Source organism: Bacillus sp. MMSF_3353 (assembly GCF_030733445.1).
Taxonomy (GTDB): Bacteria; Bacillota; Bacilli; order Bacillales; family Bacillaceae_G; genus Bacillus_A; species Bacillus_A wiedmannii.
Genome location: NZ_JASHJA010000003.1, coordinates 510,935 through 524,941, shown reverse-complemented (window position 1 = coordinate 524,941; position 14,007 = coordinate 510,935). Strand labels below are relative to the sequence as shown.

The window sequence follows — 14,007 nt, the reverse complement described above, 5'->3', positions numbered from 1 at the left end:
TTGATTCCTCCTTTAGGCTTCTAGTTTCTTATCGATTATGCGACCTGTTATATAAACAAATAAAACAAATATACCGATTGAAAAAGCAATACTATATAAATTCATAAGCTTTTCTGGATAAAGAAACACATTTGCTTCTGATGATTCATCTATATACACTAACTTTGTTATAAAAGCAGGTGTAGGTGCAAGTCCACCTAGCATTTCATATATCATATTGATTACTTTCGTTACTAGTAAAAATAAGAAGAAAATAATTACATACTCCATTTTTTTCTTTTTCAAAGAAAATACTTTAACGCCAGCTACTGTAAAAAGTAAAACTAACAATACACTTGATAAATTAAATACATATAACACACTGCTAAATAATTGTTTTACTATATCTAACGTAAGTGTACTTTCGGTAAATAACAATCCATAGAGTTCTGTACCTTTTATTACTTTCATCGAAATGCTATAGAAAAACATAGTACCTATTACTTCAAAACACATTAAGCTAATTGCCGCATATGACAATATTGCTAAAATAATTTTTTTACCAGATATCGGTGTTAATCGAAATAATGTACTTTCGGTCATTTTCCCAAACGCAGACATCGCCTGCAGAAATACTAATACCGCAAAAATTATATAAACTAAGAATACTAAGGCAACTATAATCATTTGCCTTACTTCTCCTGATTCTTGTTTAATATAATTCCCCATACTTACAAAAGCGACAGCTGCAATAAATATGAATGACAATAACGAAATGAAAATTTGTTTTTTATTCGCATTGTACATATATATTAAACTGGCCTTCATCTACTAAACACCTCCTTAAACAAATCCGTAACAGCTTTTCCTCTTTGGAAACGTAATTCCTCTACATTTTCATGCAATACACTCTCACCATCTTTTAAAAAGATTACTTCGTCAAAAATATTTTCCACTTCTCCAATTAAATGTGTTGCAATTAAAATAGTACAGTCTTCGCGATAAAACTGTAAAATAAGTTCCAGTACATGCTCCCTAGAAACGAGATCAATCCCGCCCAATGGTTCATCTAGTACGTATAACCTCGCTTTCCTCGAAAATGTTAAAATAATTTGTAGCTTTTCAACCATACCTTTTGATAAAGCTGTAATTTTTTCTTCTAACGGTATTTTAAATTCCGCAATTGTATCTACCGCTTTTTGAATGTCGAAGTCTTTATAAAAATCTCGATAGAAGAATAAAGAATCTTTTACCGTCATCCAATCATCAAATACTGGTTTATCCGACATAAAAGAAACAATTTCTTTCGTTTCTAATCCTACCTTTTTACCAGCGATTGTAATACTGCCTTCGGAAGGATGCTGCAGACCGGCAATCATTTTCAATAACGTCGTTTTCCCGCTCCCGTTATCTCCAACGAGTCCTATAATTTTCCCTTCCGTAATCTCTATGTTTAATTCACGGATCACTGCTTTCAATCCGTATCTCTTCCATAAGTTTTCTATTTTTAATAACTCTGTCATTCGCTCTCCTCCCTCTTCTCGTGTAATGAAGAGCGAAGGATTGTAAGAATTTCTTCTTCTGAAAAACCTAAATTGTCCATTCCATCTATAAAAGAATGAAGTAATTCTTTCGCCATCTCTTTTCGCAGCTCCATAATTTTCTCCCCTTCATTCGTTACATATCGTCCCATTCCTCTACGTGTGACAACAACCCCATCCCGTTCTAGCTCTTGAAATGTACGCTGAATCGTATTTGGATTTACTTGTAATTCACTCGCTAATTCACGTACAGAGGGAATTTTATCACCCGGCAATAAATGTCCTGTTACGATTTCTTTTTTTATGTATTCCATTACCTGAATGTAAATTGGTGTATTTGGAGAAAACTCTATTTTCATTTCTTCCCTCCTTTTGTATTGGTGTACTAGTTAAATAATACACTGATACAAATAGTTTGTAAATACCCATTTAATTACAAAAAAGTTCTATCCATTTGCTGGATAGAACTTTTTAAACAAAACTCGTTATACAAAAATAATAGTGTTATGTAAACAAATCCATAAAGAAAAGCTGTCTTATCAATGAATAAGACAGCTTTTCTTTATGAGTATATATTAAAAATCAAACACGAAGTCATCATCAGCTAACTTTTCAACGTTCGTTGCTTTTACGTAACCATTCCCTTTTACAGAGAAGAAATCATGGTTTTTCGTATCTGTACGTAAACCATTTAAAACGATTGGGTTAATTTCTTCTTCTTCAAACTTCGGCTCAAGTCCTAAGTTCATAAGTCCTTTATTCGCATTGTAACGAACGAAACGATTTACATCCTCTACAAGACCGATAGAAGTGTAAATTTCTTCTGTGTATGCCATTTCAATTTCATATAGTTCCATTAATAACTCTTGTGTTTCTTTTTGCACTTCTTGTTGATCTTCTGCAGCAAGTTCTGCGAAGAGTTGTTGTGCTAAAATACCGACGAATACGCCGTGAATTGACTCATCACGAATTATTAGGTTAATAATCTCACCACTTGCTGTCAATTTACCTTGACCTGCTAAGTAAAGTGGGTAGAAGAATCCACTATAGAATAAGTAACTTTCTAAGAATACACTTGCTACCATCGCCATGTATAACTCTTTTTTCGTTACTTCAGGCTTTAATAAACGACGATAGTAACTAGTAACAATACCAGCTTTTTTCTCAAGTAATGGATGATTGTCTACCCATTCAAAAATATCATCAATTTCTTCTTCAGTAGCTAACGTTGTGAAAATATGACTGTAACTCTTCGCATGTACTTCTTCCATAGCTCCCATGAAAGCTAATACACTTTTCGCTTGTAAATTTTCAAGATGAACAAGTACAAGTGGCATCCCTTCGCCACCTTGTTTCGTATCTAAAAGTGTTAAACCACCTAATACACGCTTATAAGCAATCTGCTCTTCTTTTGATAATTGTGCCCAAGTATTTTTGTCAGAAGATACTGCGATTTCTTCTTCTGTCCAAAACTGAGCGATGTTTTGCTTCCAAAACATTAAACTAAAATCATCTTCTTTTTTGTTCCAGTTTACCGCACGCATTCAATCGCCCCTTCTCTAAATAAACATGAAAAATTGATAACTAAGCATGAGCAGGGTTCAGAAAACCCTGCTCATGATGTCTCACTTTTTATATTAAACGGTACAAGCTACACACTCTTCCACGCTTAACTTACGTGTTCTCGTATAATAAAGACTCTTTAAGCCTTTTTTATGTGCATAGATGTAGTAACGTGCTAATTCACGTGTTGAAATATCACTATTAACGTAAAGAATTGTACTAATTCCTTGGTCAATATGTTCTTGGATTTCTGCGATTAAATCAATTAATTTAAACTGATTCATATCGTAAGAAGATTTATAGTACCAGAACGTATCTTTTGATAAATACGGCATTGGATAATATGTCGTCGCATTCGCATATGTTCTTGATTCGATTTGACTTACGATCGGCATTACGCTTGAAGTTGCATTTTGAACGTAACTGATAGATTGTGTTGGAGCGATAGCAAGACGGTATGAATTATATAATCCATTCTTCTTCACTTGCTCTTTTAAACTTGTCCAATCTTCTTTTGTTGGAATATGAATTCCTTCAAATAGTTGCTGAACTTTTTCAGTTACTGGGCTGTAATCTATCGTTTCGTACTTTTCAAAGTATGTGCCATTCGCATAATCAGACTTATCGAAGTCTTTAAATGTTTCGCCTTTTTCTTTAGCGATTTCCATACTTTTCTCAATAGAGTAGTAATTTAACATCATAAAGAATGTACGAGCGAACTCTTTTGCTTCTGCACTTTCATATGCGATTTTGTTTTTTGATAAATATCCGTGTAAGTTCATTGCGCCAAGTCCAACTGAATGAAGCTCATCATTTGCTTTTTTCACAGTTGGTGCATTCGGAATGATCGTCATATCAGACACAGCTGTTAAAGCTTCCATTCCCGCATGAACAGCTTCACGAATTTCTTTATTTTCCATTACATTTACGATATTTAACGATCCTAAATTACAGTTAATATCACGACGGATAATATCATCTGTACCGTAATCATTTATTTCAGAAGTTTCTTGAAGCTGGAAGATTTCTGTCTCGAATGTTCAACCGAGTCCGCTACTCCTCAGTCCGTTGCTCATGCAACTGCTGTATGTCACCATACAGGACAGACTATATCATCACCTACAGCATTACCTGATTAGGTGCTCCGCTTTTCGAACGCCAATCGCTTGCGCTCTACTCCCATAAGGGATAGTCGTTAGGCTTTTACTTATCTTACATACTTCAGAAAGTCTCTTATTACTTTATGTTGTCCCATAACTCTGCTATACAAAATAATAAGATACATTCTGAACTTTTATATTTTCATTCTAAGATAAGATTTAGCACGGTAGGTTACCTCAAATTTGAGGCTTTCCCCGTTTAACGGAGTTTTCGACTAGCATTTCTACTAGAAGGTGCTACATATTTAACACAAGTTCGACATCTTCACAGTTCCAATATCCTTCAGTGGATGTTGGTTATTTGCATTTGATTTAAACATTAAGTATGGGTAACCAGACTCAAGCTGAATCATAGCAATTTTAATAAGCATATCACGTGCACTAATATCTAGCGGCTTCTTCTTCACTTTCGGATTGCTCATTAATTCATCGTACATTTCATCAATGTCTATATCATCTAAATGCTTTCCGTATTCTTTATACACCGTATAAGGCGCGAAAACATGGAAAGGTTCGTTTTTCTCAGCAAGCTCAAAGAACTTACTTGGAACGATAATTCCGATTGATAGAGACTGAATACGGCTCTTCTCATCGGCATTTATTTTTTTGGTATCAAGGAATTCAATAATATCCCAATGGAAAATGTTTAAGTATACTGCGCCGGCACCTTTTCGTTGCCCAAGTTGATTTGCATATGAAAACGAATCTTCAAGTAATTTCATAACAGGTACTACACCACTTGCAGCGTTATCGATACCTTTAATTTGCTCACCGCGTGCACGTAGCTTAGACAAGTTTAAAGCTACTCCACCGCCGATTTTTGATAATTGCATTGCAGTATTAATGTTAAAGCCGATTGAATTTAAGCTATCATCCATCTCTAACAAGAAACAAGACACCATTTCTCCTCTTCTGCTTCGTCCCGCATTTAAAAAGGTTGGTGTCGCTGGTTGGTAGTTTTGTTTTACAATCATGCTTGCGAAGTGTTTTGCCTTCGCAACATCACCGCGTCCTAAGTATAATGAAACAATTGCTACACGATCTTCATAGCTTTCTAAGTATTGTTTTTGATCATTTGTTTTTAACGCATAATCTTTGTAGAACTTAGATGCTGCCATATAAGATTGGAACTCGAAGTTTTCACCATAAGCGATGTTATATACCTCTTCTACTTCCTCCAAGCTATACTCGTCCAGAACGTTGTAATAGTAATCATATTCTTTCATATACTCCATTCGCTCTGCCACGCTATTAAAATGAACGGTATTTTCTCTAGCTTCTTCCATAAAGACTTCTAATGCCTCTTTATCTTTATGAAGCTGATAAAAACCGTCCTGCATTTGCGTGATTTCATTATTCAGTTCAATGTGTCGCAATCTCCCGCACCCTTTCCTTAAAATATTCTACATCATTATTTGTTCCTGATAACTCAAATTTTGATACAATAGGCACTTCATATTTAGCAGAAATTTTGTCAGCACTTGCACCGAACATGTCTCCCCAGTTACGATTGCCGCTTGCAGATACGCCTTTTAATTTTTCATTATTGCGCTCTAAAAATTCTAAAACACGTTCTGGTACATTGCCAAAACCTGTTGTATACGTAATTAAAACAAAGTCTTCATCTATTACTAGATCTTCACCAATTTGAACGGCCGGCATATTTAATTTGTGAATGAAACGCTTCACGTTTCCTGTCATAGAATCATATGCAACTATCATTTCCGACCCTCCCTCTCCAATCTATACTCTCTGTATGTTGTTTCTTGTTTTCTCTATATATTGTATTACGTTTCAAAATAAGACACAAGATATATGTATAAATTCTTTCTTTTTTTAAATTTTACTTTTCGACAAGACAGTCGATTTTTTTCAATACAATGACTATGAAACAACATTCTAAAACTCATGTCAATAAAGTGCTTTTCAAAAAAGTTGTCAACGAATTTAACCTTATTTTAAAAAAAGTTACCAATATATTTTGTCATAAAACGGCAAATGCTGGAGGAATATATTTCTCCAGCATCACGCAAAAAAGAACAGACATGAAACGATAATCTGTTCTAAAAAACGATTACATTTATCAGTTTTACTTTATTAAATATTATACATATACTTTCGGTTCGCGTTACATACTAAAAGATAACTATTATAGAAAAAGATTATTATTATGGAAATTCAACTTATTTATGAAAAGATTATTCTGAGTGCTCAATGCGCAAAATATCTTTTACAAATATATGATGTGGATTTTCATCTTTATCAATCATTGTACATACAGGAGCTTCTTCATCAAAGTACACAATCATTCCTTCTACGTACTGATATGTATGTTGAACTTGTACGGTTACTTTAATTTCTATAGCCTCTTCATATGCTCTTTTTATTTTCTGAAGCATTTTTGCCGAACACTTTCGTTTCTCTGGATACATGACCATCCCCATAAACCTATTGCCAGCTCTATCTTTCCACATATAATCCCAATGCGGTAATATGCCTTGTTTAAAATCGCCCATAATTCCCCTCCCTATATTCTTCTAGTTACGAACGTGGCGTTTCTGAATATGTATAAATTACTTGTCCGCCGCGCTGTGCGTTCCCAATAATATGTTTAAAATCTTCTCGACTTACTACAACTTCTCTGAACGTATAAAATACATCTTTCGTAACAACATACTCCTTTATTTCACCATTTTTCAGCTGATCCAAAATTGCATTTGCTAATTCTTTATCCATGTATTTCACCTCTATGCAATATTTTATTTTATCGTATATTCTATAGGTCAACAACTGTAAAATTATCCAGGTGCTATACCTTCATTTCATTTTCATTATTTTTCAAAAAAGATCTCTTTAGTATATGTCCACTAAATATCATATACTAACATAGCTACTTCTCTATATCAATCATTTCAGTATTCAATTATGCAAAGTTCCATACCACTATGCTACAATATATAAATAGAATTAGGAGGGATACTATGATTCGGAAAGCAAAAAAGACAGATGCGAAGGCAATTGCACCTTTATTATATAACGCTCTGCACGAAATTGCTGAAAAAATCACAGGCAGCACAGTTGAGACAGAAGTATTACTAGGACTTGAAACATGGTTCTCAAAAGAGAGAAATCGACTGAGCTATGAAAACTGTTTTGTATATGTACAAGACGGGGTTGCAGTTGGGGTTATTGTCGCTTATCACGGTAGTGAAGCAACAAGTCTTGATGCACCAATTGTACATTACTTAAGAGAATTACATAAAGATGAATCAATTACATTAGAAAAAGAAGCTGAACTTGATGAATATTACATTGATACATTATCAGTTTCAAGTGCATATGGCGGAAAAGGAATCGGTTCTCAATTAATTGAAGCTGCTGAAATCCATGCAACTGAAAAGGAGCATGAAAAAATCGCATTACTTGTTAATTTAGAAAACAAACGTGCCTATTCACTATATGAAAAACTAGGTTATAAAAAAGATCAAATCGTTATGCTTGTAGGCGAACCTTATGCACACCTCGTAAAAACATTAAACATCAAAATTTCTATGTCTTAAAAAGAAAGCACACGATTTATATATAAATCGTGTGCTTTTATGTTAATTTTGTATTTAATATATTTCCATCCATCGCTTCGTGGAATGTATAGGTTGTACATCCCCATGGCTTCCTATGTAAAATAGGAGAACCAGACCATCCCATCGCTCTCAGCTCCGCACCAACCATTGCATTAATGTAATTATGACCTACAAGAGCAATACTTCCATGTACGAGAGCATAACGGTGTAATAAGTAAGCCGCTTGCCTTGCCCTCTCTCTTACTTCCTTATAAGACTCAACACCTTTATAGTAACCAAGTATCCATAATGTTCGCCCGATAAACATCCATACGTTAGGTTTACATTTCAACCATGTTGGAGCATAAAAATTCGTCGGAATTTCAGCTTCCCTAAAAAGAGAATTTTGCATAAAAGATAAAGAATTCATTAATTCAGCTGCTGACTGTATAGCACACCTTTGATCACTCGTTACAATCAACTTTGCTGCTTCAACCGCTTCCATTGTTTCCATTGGTATAGGTGCTTTTTCTGTTATAGTTATGTAAGTCATATCCTTTCATCCATTCATGAAAGGATGTAACCGTCATTGGTTCTATAGTACGATCTAAGCGGCCATGACGAATAAAAGAAATCTTCATTCTTTCCACTCTCCATTCATCACTTACGAACTCTATTATGTACTATTTTTAAATATCATACCACGCAAAAAAAGAAAGTTATACACCTTTACATATCCCCACCACTCTCATGTGTGACCCCAGCATGTATACCATCCATCCCATCAAAATATGTAGTCGTTTCATGATGACGAATCTTTTTTAAATTTATATAAGAAAATACAAATAAAGTTAATGCTATAACACTCCCCACAAATTCAAACATCATTTTACCGCCTCTAATTTCTCCCACTTTAGTAGGTTATTGTATTTTTTCATTATACCCCTATATAAAGATGCACGCATTTAAACCGTTCTTTTTTTCTAATAACTTGGAGTTCTTGCATATTTTCTTACAAAATGTGAATATTTTTCGAATTTTTACTTTGGAAACATTTACAAACTAGACAATATGGTTCAAAATAAGAGGAAATAAAAAAAAACCAAAATTATTCTTTTTTTGGAAAACTGTAACAAGGAGAGTTGCTTATGCAGATCGCAGAAACTGGAGATATCATTGAATTTAAAGGTGGAATGCAAGGCCGTGTTCAAAAAGTAAATCAAAACTCCGTTATTGTAGATATAACAATTATGGAAAATTTTAGAGAACTAGATATGGAACCTCTTACAGTTGTAAGTCATAAAAACTATACTGTCATTAATCAAAATGCATAATATAATAGAAAGAAAGGATCTGTATAACATACAGATCCTTTCTTTCTATTATATTAACGATTATCAATTGTTTCTGGATATAGATCATGGTTCATCATACGGTAGTCTGCCATTTGTTCATACTTCGTGCCTGGGCGACCGTAGTTGCAGTAAGGATCAATTGAAATCCCTCCACGTGGTGTGAATTTCCCCCATACCTCAATGTAACGCGGATCCATTAATTTAATTAAATCATTCATAATAACGTTCATGCAATCTTCGTGGAAGTCACCATGATTGCGGAAACTAAATAAATATAGCTTTAAAGATTTACTCTCTACCATTCTTTGTTCTGGAATGTAGCTAATATAAATTGTTGCAAAATCTGGTTGACCTGTTTTCGGACATAAACTTGTAAATTCAGGGCAATTAAATTTCACAAAATAATCACGGTTTGGATGATTGTTATCAAATACCTCTAAAATTTCTGGGCTATATTCAAATAAATATTTTGTATTTTGATTTCCTAATAAAGTTACATCTTTTAAATCTTCATCTAATCTTCCTGCCATTTTAAACATCCCTTCTCATTATACTCCGCGTTTATTTCCCCATACTAACGCATGAAGCTGTGGCAATACTTTTGCATTATTCATTTCTTTACAGTTAACCGCTTTTTCAATAAGCCACTCGTATTTATCTAATAATTTTTTAATCAACATCGCATCATCCACAGTTTTTGTATCATCATTCCCTACTTGTAAGAAGAATGGAACATTTGGATAACGTTCGTGCATCTTAACTGCATACTCAAAGTCATAATCGTCAAATACTACTACCTTTAAACTAATATCTTTTCCTGCTAGTTTCTGAATAACAGCATCTAACTTCTGAAAATCAGTATTCATCGTCGAACTTGGTGGTTTTGGAGAAATCGTTATCTCATCAATTTGAAGTAACCAATCTTGCCATTTACTCCCTTGCGTTTCGATTGCCGTCCGCATTCCATTCTCTTTTAATATAGAAAGAAGAAACTCAATATTTTTCAACAATGCTGGATTTCCACCTGAAATCGTAACATGAGAAAAATTTTCGCCACCAATTTCTACAAGCTCGTTCCAAACGTCCTCTGCTGTCATCTGTCTAATTTGTTCCTTAGCCGATCCATCCCACGTAAAAGCAGAATCACACCATGCGCAACTATAATCACAGCCAGCTGTACGGATAAACATCGTCTTTTGTCCCACAACCATTCCTTCACCTTGAATGGTCGGACCAAATATTTCTAAGACAGGGATTTTACTCATCGAGCATCCACTCCCGTCTTACTTCCGCATAACTAGTTGGCGTCTCGAAAAGACGAACAAATTCAACACGAGCTCCTTTATATTCGTTCGCACGATTATCTTTTAGTAATGCTTCTGCCATCTTTTCATAAATCCAAACGACCATGTTTTCAGCAGTCGTATTCATTGCTGGTAACGTTTCGTTTAAATAACGATGGTCTAAATAAATTTCTATTTCATTCTTCCAAATTTCTTTTATATCTCCAAAGTCAATCGCAAGACCTATTTCATTTACATATCCACTAATCCCAAATACAACTTTATATGTGTGACCATGTAAGTTTTTACATTTCCCCTCATAACAGTGTAAATGGTGTGCTGCATCAAATGTAAATTCCTTGCTGACCATTACTCTTTTATTATGATATTTGAGCTGTTTACGCTGAATATCCTTGTCCATTTTTTGCAAATTTTCTACGATGCGAAATCCAAAGAAATTATCCATTAGTTATTTGCTCCTTCGCGTTCTTGTAGGTACGTATCTAATCCTGCTTTACGAAGCTGACATGCTGGACATTCACCGCAACCATCACCAATGATTCCGTTATAACATGTTAATGTTTTTTCTCGAACAAACTCGAATGCTCCAAGTTCATCTGATAATTTCCATGTTTCCGCTTTATCAATCCACATAAGTGGTGTATGAATTACGAACGGATAATCCATGGATAAATTTAAAGTAACGTTTAACGATTTCACAAACACGTCACGGCAATCTGGATAACCACTGAAATCAGTTTCACATACACCCGTTACAATATGACGTGCTCCAACTTGTTTTGCTAATACAGCAGCAAATGATAGGAATAGTAAATTTCGTCCATCTACAAACGTCGATGGCAATTCACCTTCTTCATGTGTAATCTCCATATCCGTTCTCGTTAACGCATTTGGAGCAAGTTGATTTAATAGACTCATATCTAGCACCGTATGTTTAATTCCTAGCTCTTTCGCAATTTCCGCTGCACAATCAATTTCTAGTTTATGACGTTGATTGTAATTAAACGTTACAGCTTCTACTTCTGCAAACTGCTCTATTGCCCAAAATAAGCATGTCGTACTATCTTGTCCTCCACTAAAAACAACAACTGCCTTTTCTTTTTTCATTTCACTCATTCTCCTTCTCTACTACGAATAAGAAGAAAGAACGTTCTTGAACTGTCACAATAAAAAAACAAAACAATACCTAAAGATATTGTTGTTTCCATAGTTTTTTATAGAGGGAGTTCGCGAACCTCTCCCGTGCAATGCACGGAATTCCTTCTTTCATTGACAAAGCTTATTGTAACATATTGTATACTACCAGAAAAAATTTCTGATTTTTCCGCTATTTTTCATTTCATTTCTTTCATTTTATAGTATGATGAATTTAATGCGAGAAGAGAGGAGGCACCCCACTGAAACCCTTTATTATTTATCTCTTTCTAAATATATTATTCATCCTTGTTACAATGCTCGTATACCATTTATTTTGGAATCAAAAAGGGAAACGTTCTCCTAAATTAAATTCAGCTATATTTATTGCATTATGTTGCCTCGCTACCATACTATGTATTACTTTCGGAGCAAAAACAAATTATGGATTTCAATTTGATATGCGCCATATCGTATTAATTGTCGGTACATTAACAGGGGGCCCTATTGCTGGTGCTTCCATCTTAACTGTATTAAACATATACCGCTTCTTATTAGGGGGAATAGGTGTTTTTCCATCCCTTATCGCTTCGGTTCTACTGTTTATTGTTCTACTATTAACATACAAACTATTTAACCGCAGTTCTAATCGAATAAAAATAGCACTCGCTATCTTTTACAGTCTCATATTTAGCTTGGGCTGGGTACCTTCTTTCCTCTCAGAGGTTACAAATAGCGCCGATTACATACCCCATATTATCGTGTACGAAATATGTACAATAATTGGAACAATCCTTATTTTATATTTGCTACACATACTACAAATGCAAGTTCGTCTTCAAAACGAACTTATGAATGCCGAAAAATTCCATTTAATTGGAGAAATGGCAGCGTCCATCTCTCATGAGATTCGCAATCCATTAACTTCAACAAAAGGATTTTTACAACTCTTGCAGTCAAATACATGCACTGAGCAAGAGCGAAAATTATATATCGACATAGCCATCAACGGAATCGAACAAGCAAATCATGTTCTTACAGACTACTTAACTTTCGCGAAACCAAGTATTGAAAAAGAACAACAGTTACAAGTAGAGGAAGAATTATTGCATGCCTTATCTTTAATCACACCTCTTGCTAATTTAACAAATGTTCGTATCCACTATATCAAACAAAGTACATCTTTCTATATCGCTGGTGAAAAACAAAAACTAAACCAATGTTTATTAAATATTTTAAAAAACTGTATTGAGGCAATGCCTACAGGCGGTGATCTCGTACTCACTTTAGTTCCAGACCATAAGCATATACAATTGTATATAAAAGATACAGGAGTTGGTATGGATCAAGAACAAGTAAAACGCCTTGGATCCCCTTTCTACTCAACGAAAGAAAAAGGAACTGGTCTTGGAATGATGGTCGTATTCAGTGTTATTCAAGCTATGAACGGAAAAATTGATATTATAAGCGAAAAAGGTACAGGTACAACCTTCTTATTAACTTTTCCACTCATACAAAAAACGTGATGAAATACTCATCACGTTTTTTCTGTTCCTTCAACTAATTCAGCAAAGGCTTTCACTTTACCATGTGGTTTTTGATTTTCTTTACGTGCTTTCCACGCGCGCTCTTCTTCTTTCTTTTTCTTGGACATACTTTTCAACTCCTTCTATTCTTTCTCCATGTAGTATTCCAAAATAAGAAAGAAAACTATGCACGTATCAAAAAAGAAGTGGTCTCCCACTTCCTTCTGATTATCGTTGCAAAATTGCGTGTTTCGCCTCTTTTAACTGCGTAAGATGTCTTTGTTCATGCAAATCAAGAAATTGAACCCACTGATACAAATTCAAATCGTTAAAAATAGGATGCTTTAATCCATTTTCAAATAAATCTTTTTCATCTATCACACTATGAAGCGCGTGTAATAGTTCTTGTCGTGAATGTTCTAGCAATTGAATTCCTTGCTGTTTTTTCATTAACGTTTCTGTTGGTTCCATTTGCTGAGGAGCTTCTCGTTTATGTGTGCGATCAAGCGTAAGTTGGAGGTCTTTAAATGGAGTCGTGTTTCTTTCATTTTTTTGTAAAGCATATACAAGGGCAGATGTAACTGATTGTTCAACTAAATGCAAGTGATGCAAAATTTGAATAATACTCCATTTATCACGGCGTGGCTTTACATTCACTTCTGTATCATTTAACATTTCAATTTCTGATAATAGCGTGCTTCGAGTAGACTGTAATGAGTTCACCAAACTTTCTAAACTCACATCCATATTAGATTGAAGCATAATTCTTTCCCCCCTTTTTGTTGGTGAAAAGAGGTGCTCCTTATTAGAAACACCTCTTTAGTATTCTGAATTTTCTTTTATTATCTCATCATTTTCTAGTTATGTCGATGTTAAACATGTGAA

The 14,007-nt window shown here is 34.4% G+C and carries 18 protein-coding genes, 2 pseudogenes and 1 riboswitch; of the genes and pseudogenes, 3 read left to right on the top strand and 17 right to left on the bottom strand.

Annotated elements, in window-relative coordinates:
• Positions 1–12: 12 nt before the first annotated feature.
• The 9 genes and pseudogenes from RBB48_RS10785 to RBB48_RS10745 form a co-directional block, all read right to left on the bottom strand.
• Entirely contained in the window at positions 13–807 is a 795-nt protein-coding gene (locus RBB48_RS10785; RefSeq protein WP_306007620.1) for an ABC transporter permease, read from the bottom strand.
• On the bottom strand, positions 804–1,502 hold the full coding sequence (locus tag RBB48_RS10780) for an ABC transporter ATP-binding protein (protein ID WP_048544987.1): 699 nt from the start codon (positions 1,500–1,502) through the stop codon (positions 804–806). Before RBB48_RS10780 ends, RBB48_RS10785 begins: the two co-directional genes overlap by 4 nt.
• Positions 1,499–1,879: a GntR family transcriptional regulator gene (locus RBB48_RS10775; protein WP_000687513.1), complete on the bottom strand. Its 381-nt coding sequence runs from the start codon at positions 1,877–1,879 to the stop codon at positions 1,499–1,501. Before RBB48_RS10775 ends, RBB48_RS10780 begins: the two co-directional genes overlap by 4 nt.
• Before the next feature lie 216 nt (positions 1,880–2,095).
• Positions 2,096–3,064 carry a class 1b ribonucleoside-diphosphate reductase subunit beta gene (gene nrdF, locus RBB48_RS10770; protein ID WP_306007619.1) on the bottom strand — a complete coding sequence of 323 codons (969 nt, stop codon included), beginning with the start codon at positions 3,062–3,064 and terminating at the stop codon, positions 2,096–2,098.
• A 93-nt stretch (positions 3,065–3,157) separates the two neighbouring features.
• A complete protein-coding gene (locus RBB48_RS10765; protein ID WP_306628300.1) occupies positions 3,158–4,108 on the bottom strand; it encodes a ribonucleotide reductase large subunit in 951 nt (316 codons plus the stop codon).
• Positions 4,109–4,491: 383 nt separating this feature from the next.
• Positions 4,492–5,619, bottom strand: a pseudogene (locus tag RBB48_RS10760) (ribonucleotide reductase N-terminal alpha domain-containing protein); the annotation flags it as partial.
• Positions 5,606–5,965 (bottom strand): class Ib ribonucleoside-diphosphate reductase assembly flavoprotein NrdI, encoded by a 360-nt coding sequence (gene nrdI, locus RBB48_RS10755; RefSeq protein ID WP_000634376.1) that lies wholly within the window; start codon positions 5,963–5,965, stop codon positions 5,606–5,608. The pseudogene RBB48_RS10760 and the gene nrdI, both read right to left, overlap by 14 nt.
• 476 nt (positions 5,966–6,441) lie before the next feature.
• Positions 6,442–6,759 carry a hypothetical protein gene (locus RBB48_RS10750; protein ID WP_000502198.1) on the bottom strand — a complete coding sequence of 106 codons (318 nt, stop codon included), beginning with the start codon at positions 6,757–6,759 and terminating at the stop codon, positions 6,442–6,444.
• A gap of 25 nt (positions 6,760–6,784) precedes the next feature.
• Entirely contained in the window at positions 6,785–6,979 is a 195-nt protein-coding gene (locus RBB48_RS10745) for a hypothetical protein (protein WP_000356682.1), read from the bottom strand.
• Positions 6,980–7,224: 245 nt separating this feature from the next.
• Here RBB48_RS10745 and RBB48_RS10740 point away from each other — a divergent pair, with 245 nt between their 5' ends.
• On the top strand, positions 7,225–7,803 hold the full coding sequence (locus tag RBB48_RS10740; RefSeq protein WP_088062589.1) for a GNAT family N-acetyltransferase: 579 nt from the start codon (positions 7,225–7,227) through the stop codon (positions 7,801–7,803).
• A gap of 37 nt (positions 7,804–7,840) precedes the next feature.
• Here RBB48_RS10740 and RBB48_RS10735 read toward each other — a convergent pair.
• A pseudogene (locus RBB48_RS10735) lies at positions 7,841–8,444 on the bottom strand (histidine phosphatase family protein).
• A gap of 88 nt (positions 8,445–8,532) precedes the next feature.
• Positions 8,533–8,691: a hypothetical protein gene (locus RBB48_RS10730; RefSeq protein WP_157843619.1), complete on the bottom strand. Its 159-nt coding sequence runs from the start codon at positions 8,689–8,691 to the stop codon at positions 8,533–8,535.
• Positions 8,692–8,951: 260 nt separating this feature from the next.
• Between RBB48_RS10730 and RBB48_RS10725 the strand changes: the two genes are divergently transcribed.
• Positions 8,952–9,137 (top strand): YkvS family protein, encoded by a 186-nt coding sequence (locus RBB48_RS10725; protein WP_001165081.1) that lies wholly within the window; start codon positions 8,952–8,954, stop codon positions 9,135–9,137.
• A gap of 53 nt (positions 9,138–9,190) precedes the next feature.
• Here RBB48_RS10725 and queF read toward each other — a convergent pair whose 3' ends face one another.
• Genes queF through queC form a run of 4 tightly spaced genes read right to left on the bottom strand, consistent with a single transcriptional unit; the run spans position 9,191 to position 11,569 of the window.
• The gene (gene queF, locus RBB48_RS10720; protein ID WP_000918895.1) at positions 9,191–9,688 is read right to left on the bottom strand and encodes a preQ(1) synthase; all 498 of its coding nucleotides are present in this window, start codon (positions 9,686–9,688) and stop codon (positions 9,191–9,193) included.
• 18 nt (positions 9,689–9,706) lie between these two features.
• Positions 9,707–10,423: a 7-carboxy-7-deazaguanine synthase QueE gene (gene queE, locus RBB48_RS10715; RefSeq protein ID WP_088062584.1), complete on the bottom strand. Its 717-nt coding sequence runs from the start codon at positions 10,421–10,423 to the stop codon at positions 9,707–9,709.
• The gene (gene queD, locus RBB48_RS10710; protein WP_000368411.1) at positions 10,416–10,907 is read right to left on the bottom strand and encodes a 6-carboxytetrahydropterin synthase QueD; all 492 of its coding nucleotides are present in this window, start codon (positions 10,905–10,907) and stop codon (positions 10,416–10,418) included. The genes queE and queD overlap by 8 nt, the downstream gene beginning before the upstream one ends.
• Positions 10,907–11,569, bottom strand: a complete 663-nt coding sequence (gene queC / locus RBB48_RS10705; protein ID WP_000711595.1) for a 7-cyano-7-deazaguanine synthase QueC — start codon at positions 11,567–11,569, stop codon at positions 10,907–10,909. The genes queD and queC overlap by 1 nt, the downstream gene beginning before the upstream one ends.
• A gap of 93 nt (positions 11,570–11,662) precedes the next feature.
• Positions 11,663–11,706: riboswitch (PreQ1 riboswitch) on the bottom strand.
• Between the two features lie 207 nt (positions 11,707–11,913).
• Here queC and RBB48_RS10700 point away from each other — a divergent pair.
• On the top strand, positions 11,914–13,122 hold the full coding sequence (locus tag RBB48_RS10700; protein WP_088062582.1) for an ATP-binding protein: 1,209 nt from the start codon (positions 11,914–11,916) through the stop codon (positions 13,120–13,122).
• Between the two features lie 11 nt (positions 13,123–13,133).
• On the opposite strand, the gene RBB48_RS10695 is transcribed toward RBB48_RS10700, so the two are convergent.
• A complete protein-coding gene (locus RBB48_RS10695) occupies positions 13,134–13,250 on the bottom strand; it encodes a DUF6254 family protein (RefSeq protein ID WP_000038254.1) in 117 nt (38 codons plus the stop codon).
• 100 nt (positions 13,251–13,350) lie between these two features.
• Positions 13,351–13,884: a DinB family protein gene (locus tag RBB48_RS10690; RefSeq protein WP_087984814.1), complete on the bottom strand. Its 534-nt coding sequence runs from the start codon at positions 13,882–13,884 to the stop codon at positions 13,351–13,353.
• Positions 13,885–14,007: the final 123 nt, after the last annotated feature.

What these genes read in the sequence shown, in the direction of transcription:
- RBB48_RS10785 (WP_306007620.1), bottom strand. Translation starts at nt 807, where the DNA reads ATGAAGGCCAGTTTAATATATATGTACAATGCGAATAAAAAACAAATT.
- RBB48_RS10780 (WP_048544987.1), bottom strand. Translation starts at nt 1,502, where the DNA reads ATGACAGAGTTATTAAAAATAGAAAACTTATGGAAGAGATACGGATTG.
- RBB48_RS10775 (WP_000687513.1), bottom strand. Translation starts at nt 1,879, where the DNA reads ATGAAAATAGAGTTTTCTCCAAATACACCAATTTACATTCAGGTAATG.
- nrdF (WP_306007619.1), bottom strand. Translation starts at nt 3,064, where the DNA reads ATGCGTGCGGTAAACTGGAACAAAAAAGAAGATGATTTTAGTTTAATG.
- nrdI (WP_000634376.1), bottom strand. Translation starts at nt 5,965, where the DNA reads ATGATAGTTGCATATGATTCTATGACAGGAAACGTGAAGCGTTTCATT.
- RBB48_RS10750 (WP_000502198.1), bottom strand. Translation starts at nt 6,759, where the DNA reads ATGGGCGATTTTAAACAAGGCATATTACCGCATTGGGATTATATGTGG.
- RBB48_RS10745 (WP_000356682.1), bottom strand. Translation starts at nt 6,979, where the DNA reads ATGGATAAAGAATTAGCAAATGCAATTTTGGATCAGCTGAAAAATGGT.
- RBB48_RS10740 (WP_088062589.1), top strand. Translation starts at nt 7,225, where the DNA reads ATGATTCGGAAAGCAAAAAAGACAGATGCGAAGGCAATTGCACCTTTA.
- RBB48_RS10730 (WP_157843619.1), bottom strand. Translation starts at nt 8,691, where the DNA reads ATGATGTTTGAATTTGTGGGGAGTGTTATAGCATTAACTTTATTTGTA.
- RBB48_RS10725 (WP_001165081.1), top strand. Translation starts at nt 8,952, where the DNA reads ATGCAGATCGCAGAAACTGGAGATATCATTGAATTTAAAGGTGGAATG.
- queF (WP_000918895.1), bottom strand. Translation starts at nt 9,688, where the DNA reads ATGGCAGGAAGATTAGATGAAGATTTAAAAGATGTAACTTTATTAGGA.
- queE (WP_088062584.1), bottom strand. Translation starts at nt 10,423, where the DNA reads ATGAGTAAAATCCCTGTCTTAGAAATATTTGGTCCGACCATTCAAGGT.
- queD (WP_000368411.1), bottom strand. Translation starts at nt 10,907, where the DNA reads ATGGATAATTTCTTTGGATTTCGCATCGTAGAAAATTTGCAAAAAATG.
- queC (WP_000711595.1), bottom strand. Translation starts at nt 11,569, where the DNA reads ATGAAAAAAGAAAAGGCAGTTGTTGTTTTTAGTGGAGGACAAGATAGT.
- RBB48_RS10700 (WP_088062582.1), top strand. Translation starts at nt 11,914, where the DNA reads ATGCTCGTATACCATTTATTTTGGAATCAAAAAGGGAAACGTTCTCCT.
- RBB48_RS10695 (WP_000038254.1), bottom strand. Translation starts at nt 13,250, where the DNA reads ATGTCCAAGAAAAAGAAAGAAGAAGAGCGCGCGTGGAAAGCACGTAAA.
- RBB48_RS10690 (WP_087984814.1), bottom strand. Translation starts at nt 13,884, where the DNA reads ATGCTTCAATCTAATATGGATGTGAGTTTAGAAAGTTTGGTGAACTCA.